This window comes from Leucobacter exalbidus (assembly GCF_017834145.1).
GTDB lineage: Bacteria > Actinomycetota > Actinomycetes > Actinomycetales > Microbacteriaceae > Leucobacter > Leucobacter exalbidus.
This window is the reverse complement of sequence record NZ_JAFIDA010000001.1, coordinates 823,956-845,068: the sequence shown is the minus strand read 5'-3', so window position 1 is coordinate 845,068 and position 21,113 is coordinate 823,956. Positions and strand designations below refer to the sequence as shown.

Sequence of the window (21,113 nt, the reverse complement as noted above, 5' to 3'; positions counted from 1 at the left end):
GAATCGTGACCACTTCGGAGCCAGGCGGCTGGCGTGCGCGCATTCACCTGGGTGCGGCGCTGAAACCCGGCTCCGACCGTACGGTGGCAGCCCTGTGGGGCTTGACCATCTTGCTGGTGGGCATCGGCCTGATCATGGTGCTGTCGTCATCATCGATCACGTCGTATCTCGACGAACAGGGCTTCTTCGGCGGGTTCTGGAAGCAGGCCGGCTTCGCCCTCATCGGCCTGCCGCTGATGTTTTTTGCGGCGTCACGCCGCCTCAGCTTCTGGAAAAAGGGCGCCTGGTGGTTTCTCGGCCTGGGCCTGGTACTGCAGTTGCTCGTGTTCACGCCACTCGGCATCGAAGAGTACGGCAACCGAAACTGGATTCAGATCGGTTCGGTCACCGCGCAGCCCTCTGAAGCGCTGAAGCTCGCACTCGTGGTGTGGGTGGGCGCGGTGCTGCAGCGGAAGGAACCGCTGCTGCATCAGATGCGGCACGAACTCATTCCCGTGATCCTCCCCGGCGCGCTCCTCGCCCTCGGCGTAGTGCTGGCCGGGCGCGACCTCGGCACCGTGCTGATTATGGCCGGCCTCGTCTTCGGCGCCATGTTCTTTGGTGGCGTCAGCGGTAAATCGCTCGCAACGGTCGCCGCGGGCGGCCTGCTCGGGGTGTTCCTCTTCGTTGTTACGAGCCCCAACCGCATGAACCGTTTGTTCGAGCACGCCGGCGGCAACGAAGATTACAGCGGGCTCGGCTGGCAGTCGACCCACGGCATGTGGGCGCTCGCGGGCGGCGGGCTCTTCGGCGTGGGCCTGGGTAACTCGAAAGCCAAATGGTCGTGGCTGCCCGCCGCAGACAACGACTACATTTTCGCGATCATCGGCGAGGAGCTTGGCCTCATCGGCGCGCTCCTCGTGATCTGCTTGTTTATCGCGCTCGCGGTGGTCATGCTGCGCGTGATTGCGCGCGCCCGCGACCGCTTTAGCCGCGCCGTGGTCGGCGGCATTATGGTGTGGATCATCGGCCAGGCCTTTGTGAACATTGGCGTGGTGATTCGTGTGTTCCCCGTGCTCGGCGTGCCGCTGCCGCTTATCAGCGCGGGTGGCACCGCGCTCATTGCCTGCCTGCTCGCCATTGGCGTGGTGATCTCGATCGCGCGCGACGCGGCGAGCTACCAAGAAGAACTTACCCAGACGAATGGAAGGGCCTAGGCCTCATGACGAACTACCTGCTCGCAGGCGGCGGAACTGCGGGTCACGTGAACCCCCTGCTCGCGCTCGCTGATCTGATTCGGGCGACCGAACCCGAGGCCAACATCACCGTGCTCGGCACGAAGGAGGGGCTCGAGGCCCGGCTCGTTCCTGAGCGCGGCTACGAACTCGTCACGATTGAGCGACTCCCGTTTCCCCGCCGCCCCAACGTGGCGGCCCTGAAGTTTCCGCGCCGCTTCGCACGTGCGGTGCGCCAGGTGCGCCAGCTCATCACCGAGCGCAGCATCGACGTGGTGGTGGGCTTTGGCGGATACGCCTCAGCCCCCGCGTACCGTGCCGGGGCGAAAGCCGGTGTACCGGTCGTGATTCACGAGGCCAACGCCCGCCCGGGCATGGCCAATAAGCTCGGCGCGCGCGCCACCATCTACGTCGGTGTGACGTTCGCGGGCACCCCGATCCCGCACGCGCGGGTCACCGGCATGCCGCTGCGCCCCGAAATTACGCGGCTCGACCGCCCGGCGCTCGCGGCTGAAGCCCGCGCGCACTTTGGGCTCGATCCTGCGGGCCGCACGCTGCTCGTCACCGGCGGATCCCTCGGCGCCCGCGCCATCAACCGCGGCATCTCGGGCTCGGCTGCAGCGCTCACGGCGGCCGGCGTGCAGGTGCTGCACATCTGGGGTGGCCTCACCGAGATCGAAGATCCCGGCGTCGCTGGCTACCAGGTGCTCGAGTATTGCGACCGCATGGATCTTGCCCTCGCGGCCTGCGATCTCGCGGTCTCTCGCGCCGGATCCACGACCGTCAGCGAGCTCGCCGGTCTCGGTGTGCCCGCAGTGTTCGTGCCCTACAGCCACGGCAACGGTGAGCAGCGGTACAACGCGGCGGGCGTCGTCGAGGCCGGCGGTGCGCTGCTCGTGGAAGACGCCGAGCTCACCCCCGAGTGGGTGCGCGAGACCTTGATTCCCTTGATCACCGATGAGCAGCAGCTCGCGCAGATGGCCGCGGCAGCGCGCGGGGCGGGGTCGCTCGACGGCACCGAACGACTCCTCGAGTTGGTACACGAAGCGGTTGCTGCCTAGTTTGCAGCTTCTGCGCGGTACGCTTTAGTGTCAGTTGCGCAGCTCAGGAGGGCACATGATCTACCCAGATCTCGAAATGGAAATTCCCGCAGAAATTGGACGGGTGCACTTCGTGGGCATTGGGGGATCAGGCATGAGCGGTATCGCTCGCATGATGCACCAGGCCGGCGTGCAGGTCACCGGCTCAGACCGAAGCGCAAACTACTCGACCGAGGCGCTTGAAGCCCTGGGCATTCGCGTGTTTATCGGCCACGACGCCGCACACGTGGGCGACGCCGACACGCTCGTCGTCACCGGCGCGCTGTGGCAGGACAACCCCGAATACCAGTATGCGCTCGCGCACAACCTGCCCGTGCTGCACCGGTCGCAGGCGCTCGCCTGGCTCGCCCGCGGCAAGCGCGTGGTGTCGGTCGCCGGTGCCCACGGCAAAACCACCTCGACGGGCTTGATCGTCACAGGCCTGCTCGGCGCGGGCGCCGACCCCTCGTTTGTGAACGGTGGCATCATCGAGAGCCTCGGCGTCTCGTCGGGCCCCGGCGGTGACGACCTGTTCGTCATCGAGGCCGATGAGTCAGACAAGTCATTCTTGCTCTATGACACCTCGATCGCGTTGATCACCAACGTTGACCCCGAGCACCTCGACTTCTACGGCTCGCGCGAAGCGTTTATGCAGGCCTTCGTCGATTTCGCTGAGGGATCTGGCGAGCAGATCGTGATCTCGAGCGATGACGCCGGTGCCCGCGAGGTGTTGGAATCGCTGCGTGCATCGGGCTCGCAGGTGCCCGTGCGCACCTTCGGCGAAGACCCCGCGGCAGATGTGCGCATCGTCGGCATCGATGATTCGGGCCCCGTGCGCTTCACCGTCGAGCTCGCCGGCGCGAACGGCGAACTCGAACGTCATGAGGCCCAGCTCTCGGTCTACGGCAAGCACAACGCGGTCAACGCGGTGGGCGCGCTCGCAGTCCTCACCGGGCTCGGTTTCGAAGCCGGCCGCGCGCTGGCGGCGATCGCCGAGTTCGGCGGCACAAAGCGCCGCTTCGAATTCCACGCCGAAGTTGGGGGAGTGCGCGTCTACGACGATTACGCACACCACCCCACCGAGGTCGCGGCGCTGCTCGATTCGGCACGCGCAGTCGTGGGCGAGGGCCGCCTCATCGCGATTCACCAGCCCCACCTGTTCAGCCGCACCAGCATGTTCCACCGTGAATTTGCCCAGGCTCTCGAAGCGGGCGCCGACCACACGGTCGTGCTCGCCGTCGACGGTGCTCGCGAGGACCCGGTTGCCGGCATCACCGGCGCGCTCGTCTCAGACGACTTCGTGAACCCCGAGATGGTCGCGTACGTCCCCGAGTGGGACGACGCTGCCGCCTATCTCGCGACGATCGCCAAGCCCGGCGACGTCATGGTGACGATGAGCTGCGGCAGCGTGTACCGCATCATCCCGCAGGTTGTTGAGGCACTTCAAGCACGGTTCGAGCCTGAGGGCGCGTGAAACGGCCGGGCGGCTTCGACCGCGAGCCAGAGGGCATTCCTGAGGCCGCTCCCGTTGCGCGCCCAGCACCCGAGCCTGCCCCGTCGTTCTTTAGCCGGCCGACGGCGAACCCGCGGCGCACCCCCGCGCCCGTCCCCGATGGGGTGGGCGCGGCAAGCCCCGCCGCCACAGCGCCGGGCGATGGCGCAGCCGACCCCGATGCGCAGCTCACCGATGTCATCGACCACCTCGATGAGCTCAGCGATCCAGGCGATCTCGCCGGCGCCGATTTAGGCGATGGCGCCGTCGATGGTACAGCAGCAGGCTCAGCCGTAGAATCGTCGAACCCCGACGCGGCACCCACGGCGATTGGCGATGCCAAAGCATCAGTGTCTCGGGCGCTCGCGTGGGCGGGCGTGGGAGTGCCCAAGGATCCGGTGCAGGCCGCCGACCGGCGGGTGCGTGCGGCTACGCGGTTGCGCCGCCGCCGCGAACGACGTGAACGTCATCGCTTCGCGCGTGACCTGCGACGGCAACGCCGCGGCTGGTTGATTACCGGGGGCGTGATTGCCGCCCTTATGGCGTTCGTGGCGGTGTGCGCGTTTACGCCCGTCACCGCCGTGCACGAGGTGCGCGTGGAGGGTGCTCAGTCGGTGCGCGAAGCCGATGTGGTGCGCGCTCTCTCTCGCTTCGACGGGGTGCCGCTCGCGCTCGTCGATGACGCTGAAGTGCACCGCGCACTCGAGGTGTTTCCGCTGATTCAGCGGTACCAGGTGGAGCGTATTCCGCCGCACACGCTGGTGGTGCAGATTACCGAGCGCGTGCCGGTGATTACCATCGAACACAATGGCACCTTCGATCAGTTCGATGCCGCAGGTGTGAAGGTGGGTAGCGGCAAGGCACCCGCTGCAGGGGTGCCCGTGGGCGCGGGCGCCATCACCGACCGTGCGTCACCGGCGTTTGCGGCGGCCGCTCGCGTCGTGCGCGACCAGCCGGCCGAGCTGCGGGCGCGCGTAGTGAGTATCACCGCGACGAGCGCGCAAGATGTCACGCTTACCCTCGACAATGGGTTGCAGGTGACGTGGGGCGGCGACGCCGATACGCAGCGCAAATCGGTGGTGCTGCAGTCCATGCTCACCGCGCTGGCCGATCGCCCGATCGAGAATATTGATGTCTCATCGCCGTACGCGCCGGTGTTTCGGTGAGTCTGATTGTAAATCAGGCGAGAATGCCACGGGGTGCGGCGTGTCTGTCGCATCACGGTGGGCGGAACCCATACCGTTAGGCCTACAAACGTATACAGCTATACTAACTTTGAACTTCAGGTAGAGGTTGAAGGTTGGAGGGGATTCACGTGGCAGCGAACCAGAACTACCTCGCGGTGATCAAGGTCGTCGGCGTAGGCGGCGGTGGCGTGAATGCCGTCAACCGCATGATCGAGCTTGGTCTGCGCGGCGTCGAATTCATCGCCGTAAATACCGATGCACAGGCATTGCTTGCGAGTGACGCCGACGTCAAGCTTGATGTGGGCCGTGAGCTCACCCGTGGGCTTGGCGCAGGCGCCGACCCCGAGGTGGGTCGTCGCGCGGCAGAGGATCACGCAGAAGAGATCGAAGAAGCGCTTGCAGGCGCCGACATGGTCTTCGTCACCGCAGGCGAGGGCGGCGGCACCGGCACCGGTGCAGCACCCGTTGTTGCACGGATCGCAAAGTCGATCGGTGCACTGACCATCGGTGTCGTCACCCGTCCCTTCAGCTTTGAGGGCAAGCGCCGTGCGGCGCAGGCAGACGCTGGCGTACACACGCTTCGCGAGGCCGTTGACACCCTCATCGTGGTGCCCAACGACCGCCTGCTCGATATCAGCGAGCCCGGCATTAGCATGATCGAGGCCTTCGCGGCCGCCGACCAGGTGCTGCTCGCGGGTGTCTCGGGTATCACCGACCTGATCACGACCCCGGGCCTCATTAACCTTGACTTCGCCGACGTGAAGTCTGTGATGCAGGGCGCAGGCTCCGCGCTCATGGGTATCGGTTCGGCTCGCGGCGCAGACCGCGCCATTAAGGCCGCCGAGCTCGCCGTGGCCTCACCGCTGCTGGAAGCCTCGGTTGAGGGCGCACACGGTGTGCTGCTGTCGATCCAGGGCTCCTCGAACCTCGCGCTCAGCGAGATCTACGAAGCCTCAACGCTCGTGCAAGACGTCGTGCACCCTGAAGCCAACATCATCTTCGGTACCGTCATCGACGACACGCTCGGCGACGAAGTTCGCGTGACCGTGATCGCCGCCGGCTTCGACGATGACGGTTCGCCCGCACCGGCCCCCGTGCCCGAGCGCGGCCGCCGCGGCAGCCACATCGAGCGCCTCGAAGACGTGCCCTCACCGGCAATCAGCGAAGCCACCGGCCTGGGGTTCCCCGGGTTCCAGGCGAACGCGCAGCGCGAAGCTGACGCACGCAACGCCGCCTTCGGTGAAGTGCTCTCGAACCCCCCGGTTGAAGCGCAGCTGCCCGACCCCGCATTTGATGGCGATGACGACGAAGACCTCGACATCCCCGAGTTTCTGAGGTAGATCTGACGTGTCTGACGAATACCCCGGCCTCGGGGATCGGCTTCTGCAGATTAAGGGCGGTATTGCAGATGCGTGCCGCGCCGCGGGCCGCGAGCCCGAGAGTGCCACGCTCATCGTCGTCACGAAGTTTCACCCGGCGAGCCTCGTTCGCGAGCTCGCCGGGTTAGGCGTCGTTGATGTGGGGGAGAACCGGCACCAGGAGGCCCAAGATAAGGCTGCTGAACTGGCCGATCTTGATCTGAACTGGCACTTCATTGGGCAGTTGCAGACGAAGAAGGCGCGCCAGGCGGCGCGCTACGCGCACGCCATCCACTCGATTGATCGCGAACGTCTCGTTGATTCGCTCGCCGAGGGTGATCGGGTGATCGATGCGTTTGTGCAGGTCAACCTCACCGATGATCCGGGTCGCGGGGGAGTTTCGCCCACAGACCTCGACCGGCTTGCCGAGCGAGTCGCTGCGGCACCAGCCCTGCGCTTGCGCGGTGTGATGGCGGTCGCCCCGCTGGAAGAAGCCCCCGAGAGCGCATTTGCGCGGCTCGCAGGATATTCTGAACGGGTGCGGGCCATTGAGCCCACCGCCACAGATATTTCTGCCGGAATGACCCATGACTTTGCCGAGGCTATCGCGGCCGGAGCGACACACCTGAGGATCGGCAGCGCAATCACAGGGAAACGACCGGAGCACCGGTAGTCTCAGACCATCGCACCGTTGGGAGATAAAGATGAGTAACCCCCTGAAGAAGACCATGGTATTCCTGGGCCTCGCTGAGGAGGACCTCGAGGAGCAGGCTGCTGCTGCCCCGGTGCAGCGTGCTGCGCAACCGGCACCGGTCGCAGAACCTGCTGCCGCGCGCCCCGCAGCTCAGCAGCCGCGCGCCGCAGCGGTGACCCCGTTGCGCCGCGTCACGCCGACGCGCCAGGCTGCCCCGCAGCCGCTCAGCGAGATTCTGACGGTGCGCCCCACCGAGTACAGTGGCGCCACGGTTATCGCAGAAAACTTCCGTGAGGGTATTCCCGTCATCATCAACCTCTCAGCGATGGTTGATGGCGATGCGAAGCGCCTCATCGATTTCGCGAGCGGGCTCACCATGGGGCTCCACGGCCGCATTGAGCGCGTCACCAGCAAGGTTTTCTTGCTGACTCCAGAGCACATCGAGATCGCGGGTGAAGACTCCGCCACTCGCGACGAAAACGGGTCTTTCTTCGTTACCCCCACGGCGTAATCAGTGGAGGTAGTTGTTGCGATCGGCACCGTCATTCGACTGGTGCTGCGCCTGTATATTCTTGTGCTGTGGGCCCGGTTGATTATCGACTGGGTGATGGTGTTTAATCGGAGCTTTCGGCCGCGCGGTCCGCTGGCGGTAGCTGTGGAGCTGGTGTACAGTCTCACCGATCCGCCGATTAAGATGTTTCGTAAGCTGTTGCCTCCCATCAGGATCGGACAGATCTCAATTGATCTAGGCTGGATGCTGACGCTCGTGTGCTGCTGGATTTTGCTCGCGATTATTCCAGGCTTCGGATAGGCACCGTACGCAAACGGTGTTTTGTTTGCTAGCGTAGTTTTAGACCACGCGGGTGGTCCCGAATCGAAAGAGACGTAACGATGGCCTTGACTCCAGAAGATGTCGTGAATCAGAAATTCACGATTACCAAGTTCCGCGACGGCTACGATCTCGATCAGGTCGATGACTTCCTCGATCAGATCGTCGAAATGTTGCGCGAGCACGACGAAGAAAAGTCAGCGCTTCAGCTTCAGATCGATGAACTCACTGCCAAGCTCGCCGCGTGCGAAGCCGGCGGTGCAGGCACGGTCGAGGCCTCAGAGCAGACCATCGTTGTCGATGCTCCTGAGCCCGTTGCTGCCCCGGTGGTTCAGGCTGCGCCTGCTACCTCGGCAGTTGACGTGAGCGGCCCCCAGCCTGACGCGATCAAGTCGAGCGCGATGCTGCAGCTCGCCCTTGAGCTGCACGACAAGCACGTGCACGAGGGTGAGTCCACTCGTGACCGCCTCATTGGCGAAGCCGAGAGCAAGCGCGATCAGATGATCGACGATGCTGAGCGCACCGCCAAGCAGCTGGTGCAGGATGCCCAGTCGCAGCGCGCTGAAGAGCTGCGCGTACTCGGTGACGAGCGCAGTGACCTGCAGTTCAAGATCAAGGATCTGCGCCAGTTCGAAGGCGAATACCGTTCAACGCTGCGCTCGTACATCCAGTCGCAGCTGCGTGGGCTTGACGGCTCGCCTGAGCCCGCGGGTGCGCCCGAGGGCCTCCAGTAGTCGGGAGAGTGAACGAGATCGAGGCGACTGAAAAGTCGCCGTCCCGCCGCAGGTGGGCGGTCCCGCTTGCCCTGATCGTGCTGGCCGCGGTCGTTTGGATTGTTGACCAGACCACGAAAAATTGGGTTGTGGGGCACCTCGTCGAACGCGAGACCGTGCAGGTCTTCGGCGAGGTGCTTCAGTGGCACTTCGTGCGCAACCCCGGCGCCGCATTCTCTATGGCCACCGGCTCAACCTGGATCTTCACGATCCTGGCTGCGGTGGTCGCGATTGTGATTCTGACGCAGCTGCGCAGGCTCCGGTCGCTCCCGTGGGCGATCTTTTTGGGTCTGCTGCTGGGCGGCGTGCTTGGTAACCTCACCGATCGACTGACGCGTGCCCCGGGATTTCCCGAGGGCCACGTGATTGATTTTATTTCGACGCCGTGGATGTGGCTTTGGTTCCCCGAAGCCATCTACAACATTGCAGATATTGCAATCGTCGGCGGCATGATCTTGTTTATCGGGATCACGCTGTTGGGTATTCCCATTGACGGATCGGGCCGGCAGCATGCTGCTGCCACGCCCGAGGAGGACGCTGTGGGCGATTCTCCAGAAGGAATTCATGGAACACCGTAGCCTTCCTGTACCCGATGGGCTTGCCGGTGAACGCGCAGATGCTGCGCTCGCGAAGCTGCTGGGATTTTCTCGTAGCTTCGCGGTAGAAATTGTGCAGGCCGGCGGTGTGCTCCTTGACGGCCGCGAGCTGGGCAAGTCAGACCGTCTCTCAGCAGGTGCCTGGCTCGAAGTCTCGTGGGAAGAAAAGCGCGGCCCCGAGGTCGTGCCCGTGCATCTGCCCGAGCTGGGGATCGTGCACGATGACGACGACATCGTAGTGATCAACAAACCAGCTGGCGTAGCCGCCCACCCCTCACTGGGATGGGACGGCCCCACTGTGCTGGGCGCCCTCGCCGGCGCCGGGTTTCGCATCGCGACCTCTGGCCCGCCCGAGCGCCAGGGCATCGTGCACCGGCTTGATGCGGGCACGAGCGGACTGATGGTGGTCGCCAAGAGCGAGCGCGCCTACTCCGACCTGAAGCGCGCGTTCAAGGCGCGTGAGGTGTCGAAGATTTATCACACGGTCGTGCAGGGTCACCCAGACCCGTTCTCGGGCACGATCGAGGGCTCCATTGGGCGTCATCCCGGGCACGAGTGGAAGTTCGCGGTGACGAGCGACGGCAAGCCGTCGATCACTCACTACGAAACGCTCGAGGCATTTCCGTACGCCACGCTGCTTGAGGTCACCCTCGAGACCGGCCGCACCCACCAGATTCGCGTTCACATGTCGGCGCAGCGCCACCCGTGTGTTGGCGACTCGATGTATGGGGCCGATCCGACGCTCACCGAGCGCTTGGGACTGTCCAGGCAGTGGCTGCACGCGATGCGCCTTGGGTTCCGTCACCCGGGCACCGGCGCAAACGTCGAGTACGAAAGCGTTTATCCTGCTGATCTGCAGCAGGCGCTCGACATTCTCGCTGAGTAGTCTTCCACCAGGGGCGCGCTGTACGGTTTTCACCGGGCAGCGCGCCCCTGGCGTATCTGCGCTTCCGCGCTCGTTGCCAGCGCGGTGACGGTACCCTTGAAGCAACGGCGAGAGGGGCCTTCGTAGTGGCTGTTGATGATGGTTTTGTACACCTACACGTGCACAGTGAGTATTCAATGCTCGATGGTGCGGCACGCGTAGGAGCGCTGATGAAGGCGACCGCTGAGCAAGGAATGCCCGCCGTCGCGGTGACTGACCACGGCAACACCTTTGGTGCGTTCGACTTCTGGCGGCAAGCGCGCGACAACGGCGTGAAACCCATCATTGGGATCGAAGCCTATGTGACGCCAGGTACGCACCGCAGCGACCGCACACGCGTGCGTTGGGGCGGCGGTGGCGGCGATGACGTGTCGGGCGGTGGCGCCTACACGCACATGACGCTGCTCAGTGAGAACACCAGCGGCATGCACAACCTGTTTCGGCTGTCGAGCCTCGCGTCTCTTGAAGGCCAATACTTTAAGCCGCGTATGGACCGCGAGCTGCTGCAGACCTACAGCAAGGGCCTCATCGCCACCACAGGCTGCCCCTCAGGCGAGATTCAAACCCGCATCCGACTCGGGCAGATCAAAGAGGCCCGCGAAGCCGCTGCCGAGTTCCAAGATCTCTTCGGCAAGGAAAACTATTTCTGTGAGCTGATGGACCACGGGCTCGACATCGAGCGGCGTGTGCGGCTTGACCTGCTCGCGATCGCAAAAGACCTGAAGATTCCGTTGGTCGCCACCAACGACCTGCATTATGTGCACGAGGCCGACTCAGAGGCACACTCGGCGCTCTTGTGCGTGCAGTCAGGGTCGCGCATCGATGATCCCAACCGCTTTAAGTTTGATGGCTCGGGCTACTACCTCAAGAGCGCCGCTGAGATGCGGCACATCTTCCGTGAACTGCCTGAAGCGTGTGACAACACGCTGCTGATCGCCGATCGCTGTGATGTCGAGTTCAACACGAGCGCGAACTACATGCCCCGGTTCCCGGTGCCCGCTGGCGAGAGCGAAGACAGCTGGTTCGTGAAGGAAGTGGAGACGGGCCTCCACTACCGTTACCCGGGCGGCATTCCCGATAAGGTGCGCAAACAGGCCGAGTACGAAATTGGCGTGATCACCCAGATGGGGTTCCCCGGCTACTTCCTTGTGGTGGCCGACTTCATCAACTGGTCCAAGGAAAACGGGATCAGAGTGGGCCCCGGCCGTGGTTCAGGCGCAGGCTCGATGGTTGCGTACGCGATGCGCATCACCGACCTCGACCCGCTGCAGCACGGCCTCATCTTCGAGCGATTCTTGAACCCCGATCGTGTTTCGATGCCCGACTTCGACGTCGACTTCGATGATCGTCGCCGTGGCGAAGTGATTAGGTATGTCACTGAGAAATACGGCGATGAGCGCGTCGCGCAGATCGTGACCTACGGCACGATTAAGTCGAAGCAAGCTCTCAAGGACGCCTCGCGTGTGCTCGGGTTCCCCTACGGCATGGGCGAAAAGCTGACGAAGGCGATGCCGCCTGCCGTGATGGCCAAGGACATTCCACTCTCGGGGATCACCGACCCCAAGCACGCGCGTTATAAGGAAGCCGCAGAGTTTCGCGCGGTCATCCAAGAAGACCCCGAAGCAAAGCTCGTGTACGACACCGCGCTCGGGCTTGAAGGCCTGAAGCGTCAGTGGGGTGTGCACGCTGCCGGTGTGATCATGTCGAGCGACCCGCTCATCGACATCATTCCGCTGATGAAGCGTGAGCAAGACGGCCAGATCGTCACGCAGTTTGATTACCCCACCTGTGAAGGCCTAGGCCTCATCAAGATGGACTTCTTGGGGTTGCGTAACCTCACGATCATCTCTGACGCGCTCGAGAATATTCGCCTCAACCGAAACTTCGAGCTTGACCTTGAGCACCTCGAACTCGACGACAAAGCGTCGTATGAGCTCCTGGCTCGAGGTGACACACTGGGCGTGTTCCAGCTTGATGGTGGCCCGATGCGTGGCCTGCTGCGCCTCATGAAGCCTGACAACTTTGAAGATATCTCGGCCGTGCTGGCGCTCTACCGCCCCGGCCCCATGGGCGCCGATTCACACACGAACTACGCGCTGCGTAAAAACGGGCTGCAGCCGATCACCCCCATTCACCCCGAGCTTGAAGAGCCCTTGAAAGAGGTGCTGGGCACCACGTACGGCCTGATCATCTATCAGGAGCAGGTGATGTCGATCGCGCAGACGGTGGCAGGGTTCTCGCTGGGCCAGGCAGATATTCTGCGCCGCGCCATGGGTAAGAAGAAGAAGTCTGAGCTCGATAAGCAGTACGCGGGCTTTGCCGGGGGTATGCACGAGCGTGGGTACTCTGACGCGGCCGTAAAATCGCTGTGGGACATTCTGCTTCCCTTCTCTGACTACGCATTTAACAAGGCCCACTCTGCCGCCTACGGCGTGGTGAGCTATTGGACCGCCTACTTGAAGGCGCACTACCCGGCCGAGTACATGGCCGCGCTGCTGACGAGCGTGGGCGACTCCAAGGACAAGCTGGCGCTGTACCTCAATGAGTGCCGTCACATGGGCATCAAGGTGCTGCCGCCCGCCGTGAACGATTCATTCGCAGACTTCTCAGCTGTGGGCGACGATATTCGCTTTGGCCTGGGCGCAATTCGCAACGTGGGTGGCCACGTTGTGGAGGCGATTCGCACGGCGCGTGAGGGACAGGGGGCCTTCGAAACCTTCCATGATTTCTTGAAGAAGGTGTCGGTTGCGGCCCTCAACAAGCGCACCATTGAATCACTGATCAAGGCCGGTGCGTTCGACGGACTCGGGGGGACGCGTCGCGCCCTCGTCGAGATTCACGAACCCGCCATCGAGAGCGCGGTGAAAGAAAAACGCGACGCCGAGAACGGCAACGTCGGGTTCGACTTCGACAGCCTCTTTGCCGAGGTGGCCGAGGAAAGCGGCGAGCCAGAACCTGTCTCGCAGGTGCCTGACCGGCCCGAGTGGACGAAGAAGGACAAGCTCGCGTTTGAGCGCGAGATGCTGGGCCTGTACGTTTCGGATCACCCGCTGCGCGGCCTCGAGCAGGCGCTCGCGAAGGAGGCCTCAGCGACCGTCGCGCAAATCACCAACCCCGAGGCCAGCGCGGCCATGGACGGTGAGATTGTGACCGTGGCCGGCCTGCTCACCAGCGTTGAGCACCGCACCGCCAAGTCGGGCAACCTGTACGGCATGGCGACCGTTGAAGACTTCAGCGGTGAAATTCAAGCCTTGTTCATGGGGAAGTCGTACCAAGAGTTTGGCAGCCTGTTGCAGCCCGACACGATCGTGGCGTTGCGGGGCAAACTGAAATCTCGCGATGATGGCATGTCGATGCACGCCTATGGTGTGAAGCCGATCGACGCCGTCGTGCAAGAGGACGCGACCACGCTCTCGCTCACCCTGACCGACACCAAAGCGACCGAAGAGCTGATGGAAGAGCTCAAGAAGACGCTGATTCGCCACCGCGGTGTGAGCGAGGTGCGGCTGAACCTGATCACGTCGACCTCGGTGCGCGTGTTTGAAGTGCCGCTGCGCGTGCGCATTTCGGGTGACCTGTTTGGTGAGTTGAAGGGGATTTTGGGGCCGCGCTGTCTGCTGCCTTTGGAAGAGCTGATCGCGCAGTGATTTCTCCCGGCGAACCTCGTTCGCCGGGAGTAGAGTGGAATAGTGACTACGCGGCAGCAAGACATCATGACCACGCTTGGTGTGCGGGCGACTATCGATCCCGCAGCTGAGGTTGAACGGCGCATCACCTTCTTGTGTGACTACGCCTTGAGTATTCCGTCAGCGCGTGGGTTTGTGCTCGGCATTTCGGGTGGGCAAGACTCGTCACTCGCGGGCCGACTCGCGCAGCTGGCGGTCGAACGGCTTCGCGCGGCCGGGCATGACGCGACGTTCGCGGCGGTGCGCTTGCCGCACGGTGTGCAGCGCGACGAGGACGATGCCCAACTGGCGCTCCAATTCATCGCGCCCGACCAGAGCGTCGCCGTCGATATTGCCCCGGCAACCGCAGCACTTGAGGCGTCAGTCGAGGCTTCTGGGGTGCTCGAGAGCCGCGGTGGGGTGAGCGACTTCAACCGCGGAAACGTGAAGGCGCGCATGCGCATGATCGCCCAGTATGCGATCGCCGGTGACCTCGGGTTGCTCGTGATCGGCACCGATCACGCGGCTGAAGCAGTCACCGGGTTCTTCACTAAATTTGGTGATGGCGCGGCCGACGTGATCCCGCTCGCCGGGCTCACGAAGGGCCAGGGCGCGGCGTTGCTGCGTCACCTGGGCGCCCCCGACCGGTTGTGGGAGAAAGCCCCCACGGCTGACCTGTTGGATGATCAGCCCGGGCAAACCGACGAAGACAGCCTCGGGGTGACGTACCCCGAGCTCGACGCGTTTCTGCGGGGCGAATCGGTGACCGATGCCGTCCGTGAGAACGTTGAGCGACGATACCGGGGCACCGAGCATAAGCGGCGCCCCCCGGTAACCCCCGACGACCAGTGGTGGAGGCCCTCACTTTGAAACACACATTCGTTCTTGCCGGTGGTTGCTTTTGGTGCCTGGACGCCGCCTACCGCGCCCTGCGCGGGGTGAGCGAGGTGCTCTCGTGCTACACCGGCGGCGCAACCGAACACCCCAGCTATGAGCAGGTGTGCACCGGTCACACCGGTCACGCTGAAGCCGTCGCGGTGACCTTCGACGATGAGATCGTGCCGGCAGAGATCATTCTCGACGCCTTTTTCACCATGCACGATCCCACCCAGCTCAACAGGCAGGGCGGCGACATCGGCACTCAGTACCGGTCGGCGATGTTCTACGCCGACGAGACCCAGCGTGAGGTCTTTACCGCGGCGCTCGACCGGGCACGCGAATGGTGGCCGGCCCAGATCGTGACCACGCTCGAACCCTTGGGAATCGTGTACGCCGCAGAAGACCACCACCAGGATTTCTTCGCGAAGAACCCCACCCAGGGCTACTGCCTCGCGGTGGCTGCCCCCAAGGTGAACAAGATTCGTGCAAAGTTTGTGAGCTACCTCATCGACTAAGCCCACCAGCTTTTGGCGCCAGCGCGTCTCGCAACTCACGCCCGACATGGTTACATGGCGGGCGTGAGTTCGTCTTTGGGGGTGAACCCATCGGCCTCAAAACTTTCGGCTTCGGCCGCGGCGGGCTCCGTCCCCGCAGCGGTCGCTTGTGCTCCGGCTGCGGGTGACCCCCACGGTTGCGGCTCACCCGCGGCCACAGGCGAGGCCTGCGTCGGTACGGTCACCTGACCGGTCGGGGGAGTGCTCGCCTTCGTGAACGTGCTTGTGCCCCAGCGCAGATCGTGACCGAGCGCGTCTGCATCCACAATGACTGAGGTGCCCGACTTTTCGTCGTTGGACCAGTCGCGCATGCGCAGTCGGCCGTTGACAACCACGCGGTCACCCTTCTGAAACGACTCAAACGCGTGAGCTGCCAGACCACGAAATGAATTTACGGTGAACCAATTGGTGTCAGCATCAATCCATTCCTTCTTCTCGGCGTCGTAGCGGCGCTCGTTACACGCCAGCCTGAACGAGCAGAACGGTGTTTTCTCGGCGGAGTGTGTGAACTTCGGGTCGGTGGCAACTGTGCCAACGACGCAGACCTGGGTGTGCATGGGATGCTCCTTTGCATGTGCGGTGAACGGCCAGCTGGCCTGGGGAATGAGGAAGCCGGGCCGTGCAGGTGCCAGCTTCCTCATTCACCTCAAGGCTGCATCACGAAGCGCGGACGTGGGGGCCGCGCACCCGATCTGTGGATGAACGCGGGAAACTGGCGAAAATGGCGGGCTGGGGACGACTCAATACCTGCGCCACCGGCACCTTCGCGCTCAGCAATTCAGCAGCCGGCCGGTGGCTGAGCTGCGTACACTGGTCAGCGTGACTTACCCCTTCGCGTTTACGAACCGGCGGCCCTCTTTGCGTGTGCGAGGTGTGGCATGCGCGGCGCTGGTAGTGGCAACTGTGTCGCTCAGCGGCTGTGCGCTGCTTGAAGGCCCCACACCGGTGACGCCCGAGCGCGAGACGGTGGTGGCTCCCGAAGTGGCCCCCGAGCTGGTGCCCGGCGGCAGCGCCGATGAAAATTTGCCGTACTTCACCGAGGTGCTGCGTTCGTTCGCCGCCGGTGACGCCCTGATCAAGGGGGAACCCGTCGCACGTGCCGTCGCTGACGCCGGGTTCGATAAGTCGCAGATACAGGTCAGCTTTGACCGCTCAGCGACCGGGCTTGAAGCCGACAACATTTTTGTGTCGGTGCAACTGGGCGCCGACTGCCTCGTCGGCCAGGTCGTTACCGCAGACCGCACGGTCGCCACCGAGACAGCGCCCGCGGTGGGCCCCGAGAAGAACATTTGCCTGATCGGGCAGACCGCAGTCATCAACTGGTAGCTGGGATTCGCACTGATCCGGGTCCAAGAACCCGCCAGAATCCGTGAGAACCCGCGAGTTGGGCTGAGATAGATGCCGGTGTGCGGCTCAGCAGACTACAGTAGAGGTGACTGCAACACATCGTCTTTGCTAAGGGAGTTCTGGGCGCCTCGGCGCCCAAAAAAAGTATATGGCTGAGTATATTTACCAGATGGTTCGCGCGCGCAAGGCGCACGGCGACAAGGTGATTCTTGACGACGTAACTATGGCGTTCTTGCCGGGCGCCAAGATCGGCGTCGTCGGCCCCAACGGTGCCGGTAAGTCAACGATCTTGAAGATCATGGCGGGCATCGATACCCCGTCAAACGGCGAAGCGATCCTGACCCCCGGTTACTCGGTGGGCATCCTCATGCAGGAGCCCGAGCTTGATGAAGAAGCGACCGTGCTCGCGAACGTTGAGCAGGGTGTCGCTGAGATCAAGGGCAAGCTTGACCGCTTCAACGAGATCTCGGCTGAGATGGCGAATCCTGACGCCGACTATGACACGCTGCTGCCCGAGATGGGTGAGCTGCAGGAAGCCATCGACGCTGTCGACGGCTGGGAGCTTGAAGGCCAGCTTGAGCAGGCCATGGACGCGCTGCGTTGCCCGCCGTCTGACGCGATCGTCAAACACCTCTCAGGTGGCGAGAAGCGCCGCGTTGCGCTCTGCAAGCTGCTGCTTGAGAAGCCCGACCTGCTGCTGCTCGATGAGCCCACGAACCACTTGGACGCCGAGAGCGTGCTGTGGCTCGAGCAGCACCTCGCGAAGTACCCGGGTGCCGTGATGGCCGTGACCCACGATCGATACTTCCTCGATCACGTCGCCACCTGGATCTGTGAGGTCGACCGCGGTCACCTCTACCCCTACGAGGGTAACTACTCCACCTACCTCGAGCAGAAGGCTGCTCGTCTTGAGGTGCAGGGCAAGAAGGACCAGAAGCTGCAGCGCCGGCTGAAGGAAGAGCTTGAGTGGGTGCGCTCGAACACGAAGGGCCGCCAGGCCAAGTCGAAGGCACGTCTCGCTCGCTACGAGGAGATGGCGTCGGAGGCTGAGCGCACGCGCAAGCTCGACTTCGAAGACATTCAGATTCCTGCAGGCCCGCGCCTGGGTAACCTCGTGCTCGAGGCCAAGGACATCAACAAGGGCTTCGACGGCCGCGTACTCATCGACGGCCTGTCGTTCACGCTGCCCCGCAACGGCATCGTCGGCATCATCGGCCCCAACGGTGTGGGTAAGACCACCCTGTTCAAGACCATCGTAGGCATTGAGCCGCTCGACAACGGTGAGCTGCGCGTCGGCGAAACCGTCAAGCTCAGCTACGTTGACCAGTCTCGTGGCGGCATCGACCCGAAGAAGACCGTGTGGGAGGTCGTCTCTGACGGTCTCGATTACATGCAGGTCGGCAACGTTGAGGTGCCCTCACGCGCTTACGTCTCGACCTTCGGTTTCAAGGGCCCCGACCAGCAGAAGCCCGCTGGCGTGCTCTCGGGCGGTGAGCGCAACCGGTTGAACCTCGCGCTCACGCTGAAGCAGGGCGGCAACCTGTTGCTGCTTGATGAGCCTACGAACGACCTCGATATTGAGACCCTCACGAGTCTCGAGAACGCGCTGCTCGAGTTCCCCGGTTGCGCCGTGGTGATCACGCACGATCGCTGGTTCCTCGACCGCATCGCAACGCACATCCTGTCCTACGAGGGCACCGAAGAAAACCCCGCCAACTGGTACTGGTACGAGGGTAACTTCGAGGCTTACGAAGAGAACAAGATTGAGCGCCTCGGCCCCGACGCGGCGAAGCCGTCGCGTGCGACCTACCGTAAGCTCACGCGCGACTAGTCGTATTCTTGAAGGCGCGGCTCCCCAGTGGAGCCGCGCCTTCGGTATTTCTACAGGGAGAAAAACATGGCGCGTACGCACGTCGACATTGAGTTGCGTTGGGGAGACCAAGACGCATACGGGCACGTCAACAACGTGGCCTTCGCGAGGTTCCTTGAGGAAGCCCGCGTGCGCACGTTCTGGCTCGGCTCTGGCCGTGAAGACACCGGCATGGCCCGCCACTTTCGCGGCAACGACCCTGCAGGCCCCAAGATGCTGGTGGCCAGCCAGCAGATTGAGTTCGTGCGGGTGCTCGAGTATTCAGAGCGCCCGATCGTCGTCGAGCTCTGGATCGGCAAGCTCGGTGGCTCAAGTCTCGAGGTGCACTACGAGATCATCGACGGCGCTGCTGCCGAACGCACGGTCATCGCAAAAGCAATCTCGCACATTGTGATCGTTGACGGGGTGACGATGCGCCCGATCCGGCTTTCGCCAGAGGGGCGCACATCGGTGGAAGCATGGATGGACGCGCCCGTCAAGATGCGCCGGGGGTAGCAAGGGGTAACTCACGCCCTGCGCCCCTGCGCCCCTGCGCCCCGGGATGCAATGCGCTTGGCGCGCGGCATCCCGGGGCACGCGTGTTACGCGCCGGGGGCTCTGAACATCGACTCCTGTGACACGCTCGCCACGAGCGCACCGTTGACGTCGTAGAACCGACCGTGCGCCAGCCCGCGGCCGCCCTGGGCAGTGGGGGAGTCAAGCTCATAGAGCAGCCACTCGTCCACCCGAAACGGGCGGTGAAACCACATCGCGTGATCGAGGCTCGCCGCGCGCATCCCGGGCGTCGCCCACGGCACACCGTGTTGGCGGGCCACGGGTTCGAGCAGCATATAGTCGCTTGCGAACGCGAGCGCGGCCGCGTGCAGCAGCGCCGAGGTGTCGAAGGTGTCGCGGCTACGCATCCACACCCGCTGCTTATTGGTGCGCTCGGGAACCGACAAAATGATGTCAGATTCGACGTGGCGAAAATCGAAGGGACGATTCATGATCCATGAGGCGCGCCCGTCACCCGCGAGATGACCGTACTTCTCCCACACCGAGGGCAACGTCTCGGGCCCCGGGATCTGCGACATGTCGATGGGCTCCTGATGCTCCACCCCCGGATCGTCCTCTTGGAAGGACGAGATGAGCGACATCAGCACCTGGCCGGCCTGATAAGCCTGCACCCGGCGCGTAGAGAACGAGCGGCCGTCGTGAATGCGGTCCACCTCAAACGTCATGCGGTCTTCGCTGATGCCTGGCCGCAAAAAGTAGGCGTGCATCGAGTGAATCTGACGATCCTCTGGCACCGTGGTACCCGCAGCGGCGATGGCCTGCCCGAGCACCTGACCGCCAAATGAGCGGCCGTGGGGAGTGGGAAAGGCGGGCCCGGTCAGAATGTCTTCGCGTGTGCGGGCGCCCGAATCGAGAACCGACAGCATCGCGAGGAGGTCTGGAAACGCGGTCATGAGTTCCTCCTGGGGGTCACACAAGATGATGAGTCCACACTAGCGCGCCGGTCGCGTCACCGGGGGCGCGCGGCGAGCGGGTTTGCTGAGGCCGCAGCTCATGCGACCCGGGTAGGCTCGTAAGAATGGCTGCCAATCTTGCTCTTTTCGACCACGCCACTCGCGACGACCTGCGCATCTTTCTCGAGCGCTTGCTGCGTTCGGGTAAACCCGAGGTGCGCATGGTGACCAAGGGGGCGACGCTCGCGGTCTACGGCTGCACGCAGGCGCCAATGGGCATCACTGACTCGGTGCCCGTCGTGCTGGTGATGCGTGCGTTCGCGCTGAAATCTGAACCCGGATCGCCCATCGACGTGAGCGTGCAGGCAAGAGCGGTGCTCGACCGTATTGCCCGATTGGGCATCATCGGGTTGGCGCTTGAACTCCCCGATATCCCCGCGATGGCCTCATGGACCGGCGTGTTGCCTCCCGTGGCCGGGTGGCAACCTGCCGGGGCGATCGATGCTGCCTCATTGGCCACGGTGGCTGGTGAGGGAATCGCGCGGGTTGCTGACACGCTTCCGCAGGATCCGGGGGAGGCCGTGGTGCACCGCGTGCGCGCGGCGGTCTGGGGCGTAGAGATTGCGCCCGGCGTGCCTGCGGCGGCAGCATTCGCGGCCGAAACGATGGGATTCTTGGGCGACGAGCCCGTAAATGTTACGCGCACGCTCACCTGGACGCGGCTCACCACCGCCCGCGGGCACGTCGTTGTACGCACACTTCTGGGGTAGCACGGCAGGCTTGAAGTCAGCTTGCGCCCTTTTCGAGTAAACCTCAGGTAAGATAGACAGGTCTACTAGAGGAGTGTGTACATGGCCAATCCCAACGGCATTATCGACCCGCCTATCGACGATCTGCTCGAAAAGGTTGATTCGAAGTATGCGCTGGTGGTTTTCGCCTCGCAGCGCGCCCGCCAGATCAACGATTACTACACGGATCTGCACGATGGCAATCTGTTCGACAACGTCGGCCCGCTCGTCGACTCGGCTGTCGACGACAAGCCGCTGTCGATCGCGTTGCACGAGATCGTTGAAGGCAAGCTCGAAATGAAGCCCCGCGAGGCTGACGAGCTGCCCGAACTCGGCGACGAGGCTCTCGTAGCCGGCGAGGACGCGTAACCCGCGCAGTAACACTTCGCCGTGAAAGCGGCGATGTCGGTGGCGT

21 protein-coding genes are annotated in these 21,113 nt (G+C 63.6%); 19 read left to right on the top strand and 2 right to left on the bottom strand.

Features of this window, described 5'->3' with window-relative positions; translation table 11 throughout:
• The first annotated feature begins 5 nt into the window (after positions 1-5).
• The 14 genes from JOF28_RS03885 (at position 6) to msrA (ending at position 15,206) form a co-directional block, all read left to right on the top strand.
• Positions 6-1,196, top strand: coding sequence for an FtsW/RodA/SpoVE family cell cycle protein (locus JOF28_RS03885; RefSeq protein WP_209704563.1), 1,191 nt, complete (start codon positions 6-8; stop codon positions 1,194-1,196).
• Positions 1,197-1,201: 5 nt separating this feature from the next.
• The gene (locus JOF28_RS03880) at positions 1,202-2,275 is read left to right on the top strand and encodes a UDP-N-acetylglucosamine--N-acetylmuramyl-(pentapeptide) pyrophosphoryl-undecaprenol N-acetylglucosamine transferase (protein ID WP_209704562.1); all 1,074 of its coding nucleotides are present in this window, start codon (positions 1,202-1,204) and stop codon (positions 2,273-2,275) included.
• Positions 2,276-2,330: 55 nt separating this feature from the next.
• Complete coding sequence (gene murC, locus JOF28_RS03875) at positions 2,331-3,767, top strand: UDP-N-acetylmuramate--L-alanine ligase (protein ID WP_209704561.1); 1,437 nt, start codon at positions 2,331-2,333, stop codon at positions 3,765-3,767.
• Positions 3,764-4,951, top strand: a complete 1,188-nt coding sequence (locus JOF28_RS14785) for a cell division protein FtsQ/DivIB (protein ID WP_209704560.1) — start codon at positions 3,764-3,766, stop codon at positions 4,949-4,951. Before murC ends, JOF28_RS14785 begins: the two co-directional genes overlap by 4 nt.
• Before the next feature lie 149 nt (positions 4,952-5,100).
• Positions 5,101-6,312 carry a cell division protein FtsZ gene (gene ftsZ / locus JOF28_RS03865; protein ID WP_209704559.1) on the top strand — a complete coding sequence of 404 codons (1,212 nt, stop codon included), beginning with the start codon at positions 5,101-5,103 and terminating at the stop codon, positions 6,310-6,312.
• Between the two features lie 7 nt (positions 6,313-6,319).
• Positions 6,320-7,003, top strand: a complete 684-nt coding sequence (locus JOF28_RS03860; RefSeq protein WP_209704558.1) for a YggS family pyridoxal phosphate-dependent enzyme — start codon at positions 6,320-6,322, stop codon at positions 7,001-7,003.
• 31 nt (positions 7,004-7,034) lie between these two features.
• Positions 7,035-7,535 carry a cell division protein SepF gene (locus tag JOF28_RS03855; protein WP_209704557.1) on the top strand — a complete coding sequence of 167 codons (501 nt, stop codon included), beginning with the start codon at positions 7,035-7,037 and terminating at the stop codon, positions 7,533-7,535.
• Between the two features lie 3 nt (positions 7,536-7,538).
• Entirely contained in the window at positions 7,539-7,835 is a 297-nt protein-coding gene (locus JOF28_RS03850) for a YggT family protein (RefSeq protein ID WP_209704556.1), read from the top strand.
• A gap of 80 nt (positions 7,836-7,915) precedes the next feature.
• On the top strand, positions 7,916-8,587 hold the full coding sequence (locus JOF28_RS03845) for a DivIVA domain-containing protein (RefSeq protein ID WP_209704555.1): 672 nt from the start codon (positions 7,916-7,918) through the stop codon (positions 8,585-8,587).
• An 8-nt stretch (positions 8,588-8,595) separates the two neighbouring features.
• Positions 8,596-9,204 carry a signal peptidase II gene (gene lspA / locus JOF28_RS03840; RefSeq protein ID WP_342452072.1) on the top strand — a complete coding sequence of 203 codons (609 nt, stop codon included), beginning with the start codon at positions 8,596-8,598 and terminating at the stop codon, positions 9,202-9,204.
• Complete coding sequence (locus tag JOF28_RS03835; RefSeq protein ID WP_209704554.1) at positions 9,191-10,108, top strand: RluA family pseudouridine synthase; 918 nt, start codon at positions 9,191-9,193, stop codon at positions 10,106-10,108. Before lspA ends, JOF28_RS03835 begins: the two co-directional genes overlap by 14 nt.
• A 176-nt stretch (positions 10,109-10,284) precedes the next feature.
• Positions 10,285-13,794 (top strand): DNA polymerase III subunit alpha, encoded by a 3,510-nt coding sequence (gene dnaE, locus JOF28_RS03830; RefSeq protein WP_245189858.1) that lies wholly within the window; start codon positions 10,285-10,287, stop codon positions 13,792-13,794.
• A gap of 42 nt (positions 13,795-13,836) precedes the next feature.
• Complete coding sequence (gene nadE / locus JOF28_RS03825) at positions 13,837-14,682, top strand: ammonia-dependent NAD(+) synthetase (protein ID WP_209704552.1); 846 nt, start codon at positions 13,837-13,839, stop codon at positions 14,680-14,682.
• A complete protein-coding gene (gene msrA / locus JOF28_RS03820) occupies positions 14,679-15,206 on the top strand; it encodes a peptide-methionine (S)-S-oxide reductase MsrA (RefSeq protein ID WP_209704551.1) in 528 nt (175 codons plus the stop codon). The genes nadE and msrA overlap by 4 nt, the downstream gene beginning before the upstream one ends.
• Before the next feature lie 50 nt (positions 15,207-15,256).
• Here msrA and JOF28_RS03815 read toward each other — a convergent pair whose 3' ends face one another.
• Complete coding sequence (locus JOF28_RS03815) at positions 15,257-15,802, bottom strand: single-stranded DNA-binding protein (protein WP_209704550.1); 546 nt, start codon at positions 15,800-15,802, stop codon at positions 15,257-15,259.
• Between the two features lie 262 nt (positions 15,803-16,064).
• Between JOF28_RS03815 and JOF28_RS03810 the strand changes: the two genes are divergently transcribed.
• The 3 genes from JOF28_RS03810 to JOF28_RS03800 all read left to right on the top strand — a co-directional run bounded on the left by JOF28_RS03810 (position 16,065) and on the right by JOF28_RS03800 (position 18,957).
• Positions 16,065-16,571 carry a DUF6993 domain-containing protein gene (locus JOF28_RS03810; RefSeq protein WP_342452071.1) on the top strand — a complete coding sequence of 169 codons (507 nt, stop codon included), beginning with the start codon at positions 16,065-16,067 and terminating at the stop codon, positions 16,569-16,571.
• A gap of 169 nt (positions 16,572-16,740) precedes the next feature.
• On the top strand, positions 16,741-18,423 hold the full coding sequence (gene ettA, locus JOF28_RS03805; protein WP_209704549.1) for an energy-dependent translational throttle protein EttA: 1,683 nt from the start codon (positions 16,741-16,743) through the stop codon (positions 18,421-18,423).
• A 66-nt stretch (positions 18,424-18,489) separates the two neighbouring features.
• Positions 18,490-18,957 carry an acyl-CoA thioesterase gene (locus JOF28_RS03800; protein WP_209704548.1) on the top strand — a complete coding sequence of 156 codons (468 nt, stop codon included), beginning with the start codon at positions 18,490-18,492 and terminating at the stop codon, positions 18,955-18,957.
• Positions 18,958-19,043: 86 nt separating this feature from the next.
• Here the strand turns inward: JOF28_RS03800 and JOF28_RS03795 are convergent, their stop codons facing one another.
• Entirely contained in the window at positions 19,044-19,910 is an 867-nt protein-coding gene (locus tag JOF28_RS03795; RefSeq protein ID WP_209704547.1) for an acyl-CoA thioesterase, read from the bottom strand.
• A 125-nt stretch (positions 19,911-20,035) separates the two neighbouring features.
• Here JOF28_RS03795 and JOF28_RS03790 point away from each other — a divergent pair, with 125 nt between their 5' ends.
• Both JOF28_RS03790 and rpoZ read left to right on the top strand, forming a co-directional pair.
• Positions 20,036-20,680: a DUF8185 domain-containing protein gene (locus JOF28_RS03790; protein ID WP_209704546.1), complete on the top strand. Its 645-nt coding sequence runs from the start codon at positions 20,036-20,038 to the stop codon at positions 20,678-20,680.
• An 81-nt stretch (positions 20,681-20,761) separates the two neighbouring features.
• Positions 20,762-21,067: a DNA-directed RNA polymerase subunit omega gene (gene rpoZ / locus JOF28_RS03785; protein WP_209704545.1), complete on the top strand. Its 306-nt coding sequence runs from the start codon at positions 20,762-20,764 to the stop codon at positions 21,065-21,067.
• Positions 21,068-21,113: the final 46 nt, after the last annotated feature.

Coding starts and splice junctions, on each gene's coding strand:
- rpoZ (WP_209704545.1), top strand. CDS start 20,762: ATGGCCAATCCCAACGGCATTATCGACCCGCCTATCGACGATCTGCTC.
- JOF28_RS03880 (WP_209704562.1), top strand. CDS start 1,202: ATGACGAACTACCTGCTCGCAGGCGGCGGAACTGCGGGTCACGTGAAC.
- JOF28_RS03835 (WP_209704554.1), top strand. CDS start 9,191: ATGGAACACCGTAGCCTTCCTGTACCCGATGGGCTTGCCGGTGAACGC.
- dnaE (WP_245189858.1), top strand. CDS start 10,285: ATGCTCGATGGTGCGGCACGCGTAGGAGCGCTGATGAAGGCGACCGCT.
- JOF28_RS03790 (WP_209704546.1), top strand. CDS start 20,036: ATGGCTGCCAATCTTGCTCTTTTCGACCACGCCACTCGCGACGACCTG.
- ettA (WP_209704549.1), top strand. CDS start 16,741: ATGGCTGAGTATATTTACCAGATGGTTCGCGCGCGCAAGGCGCACGGC.
- JOF28_RS03800 (WP_209704548.1), top strand. CDS start 18,490: ATGGCGCGTACGCACGTCGACATTGAGTTGCGTTGGGGAGACCAAGAC.
- JOF28_RS03795 (WP_209704547.1), bottom strand. CDS start 19,910: ATGACCGCGTTTCCAGACCTCCTCGCGATGCTGTCGGTTCTCGATTCG.
- murC (WP_209704561.1), top strand. CDS start 2,331: ATGATCTACCCAGATCTCGAAATGGAAATTCCCGCAGAAATTGGACGG.
- JOF28_RS03855 (WP_209704557.1), top strand. CDS start 7,035: ATGAGTAACCCCCTGAAGAAGACCATGGTATTCCTGGGCCTCGCTGAG.
- JOF28_RS03845 (WP_209704555.1), top strand. CDS start 7,916: ATGGCCTTGACTCCAGAAGATGTCGTGAATCAGAAATTCACGATTACC.
- JOF28_RS03815 (WP_209704550.1), bottom strand. CDS start 15,802: ATGCACACCCAGGTCTGCGTCGTTGGCACAGTTGCCACCGACCCGAAG.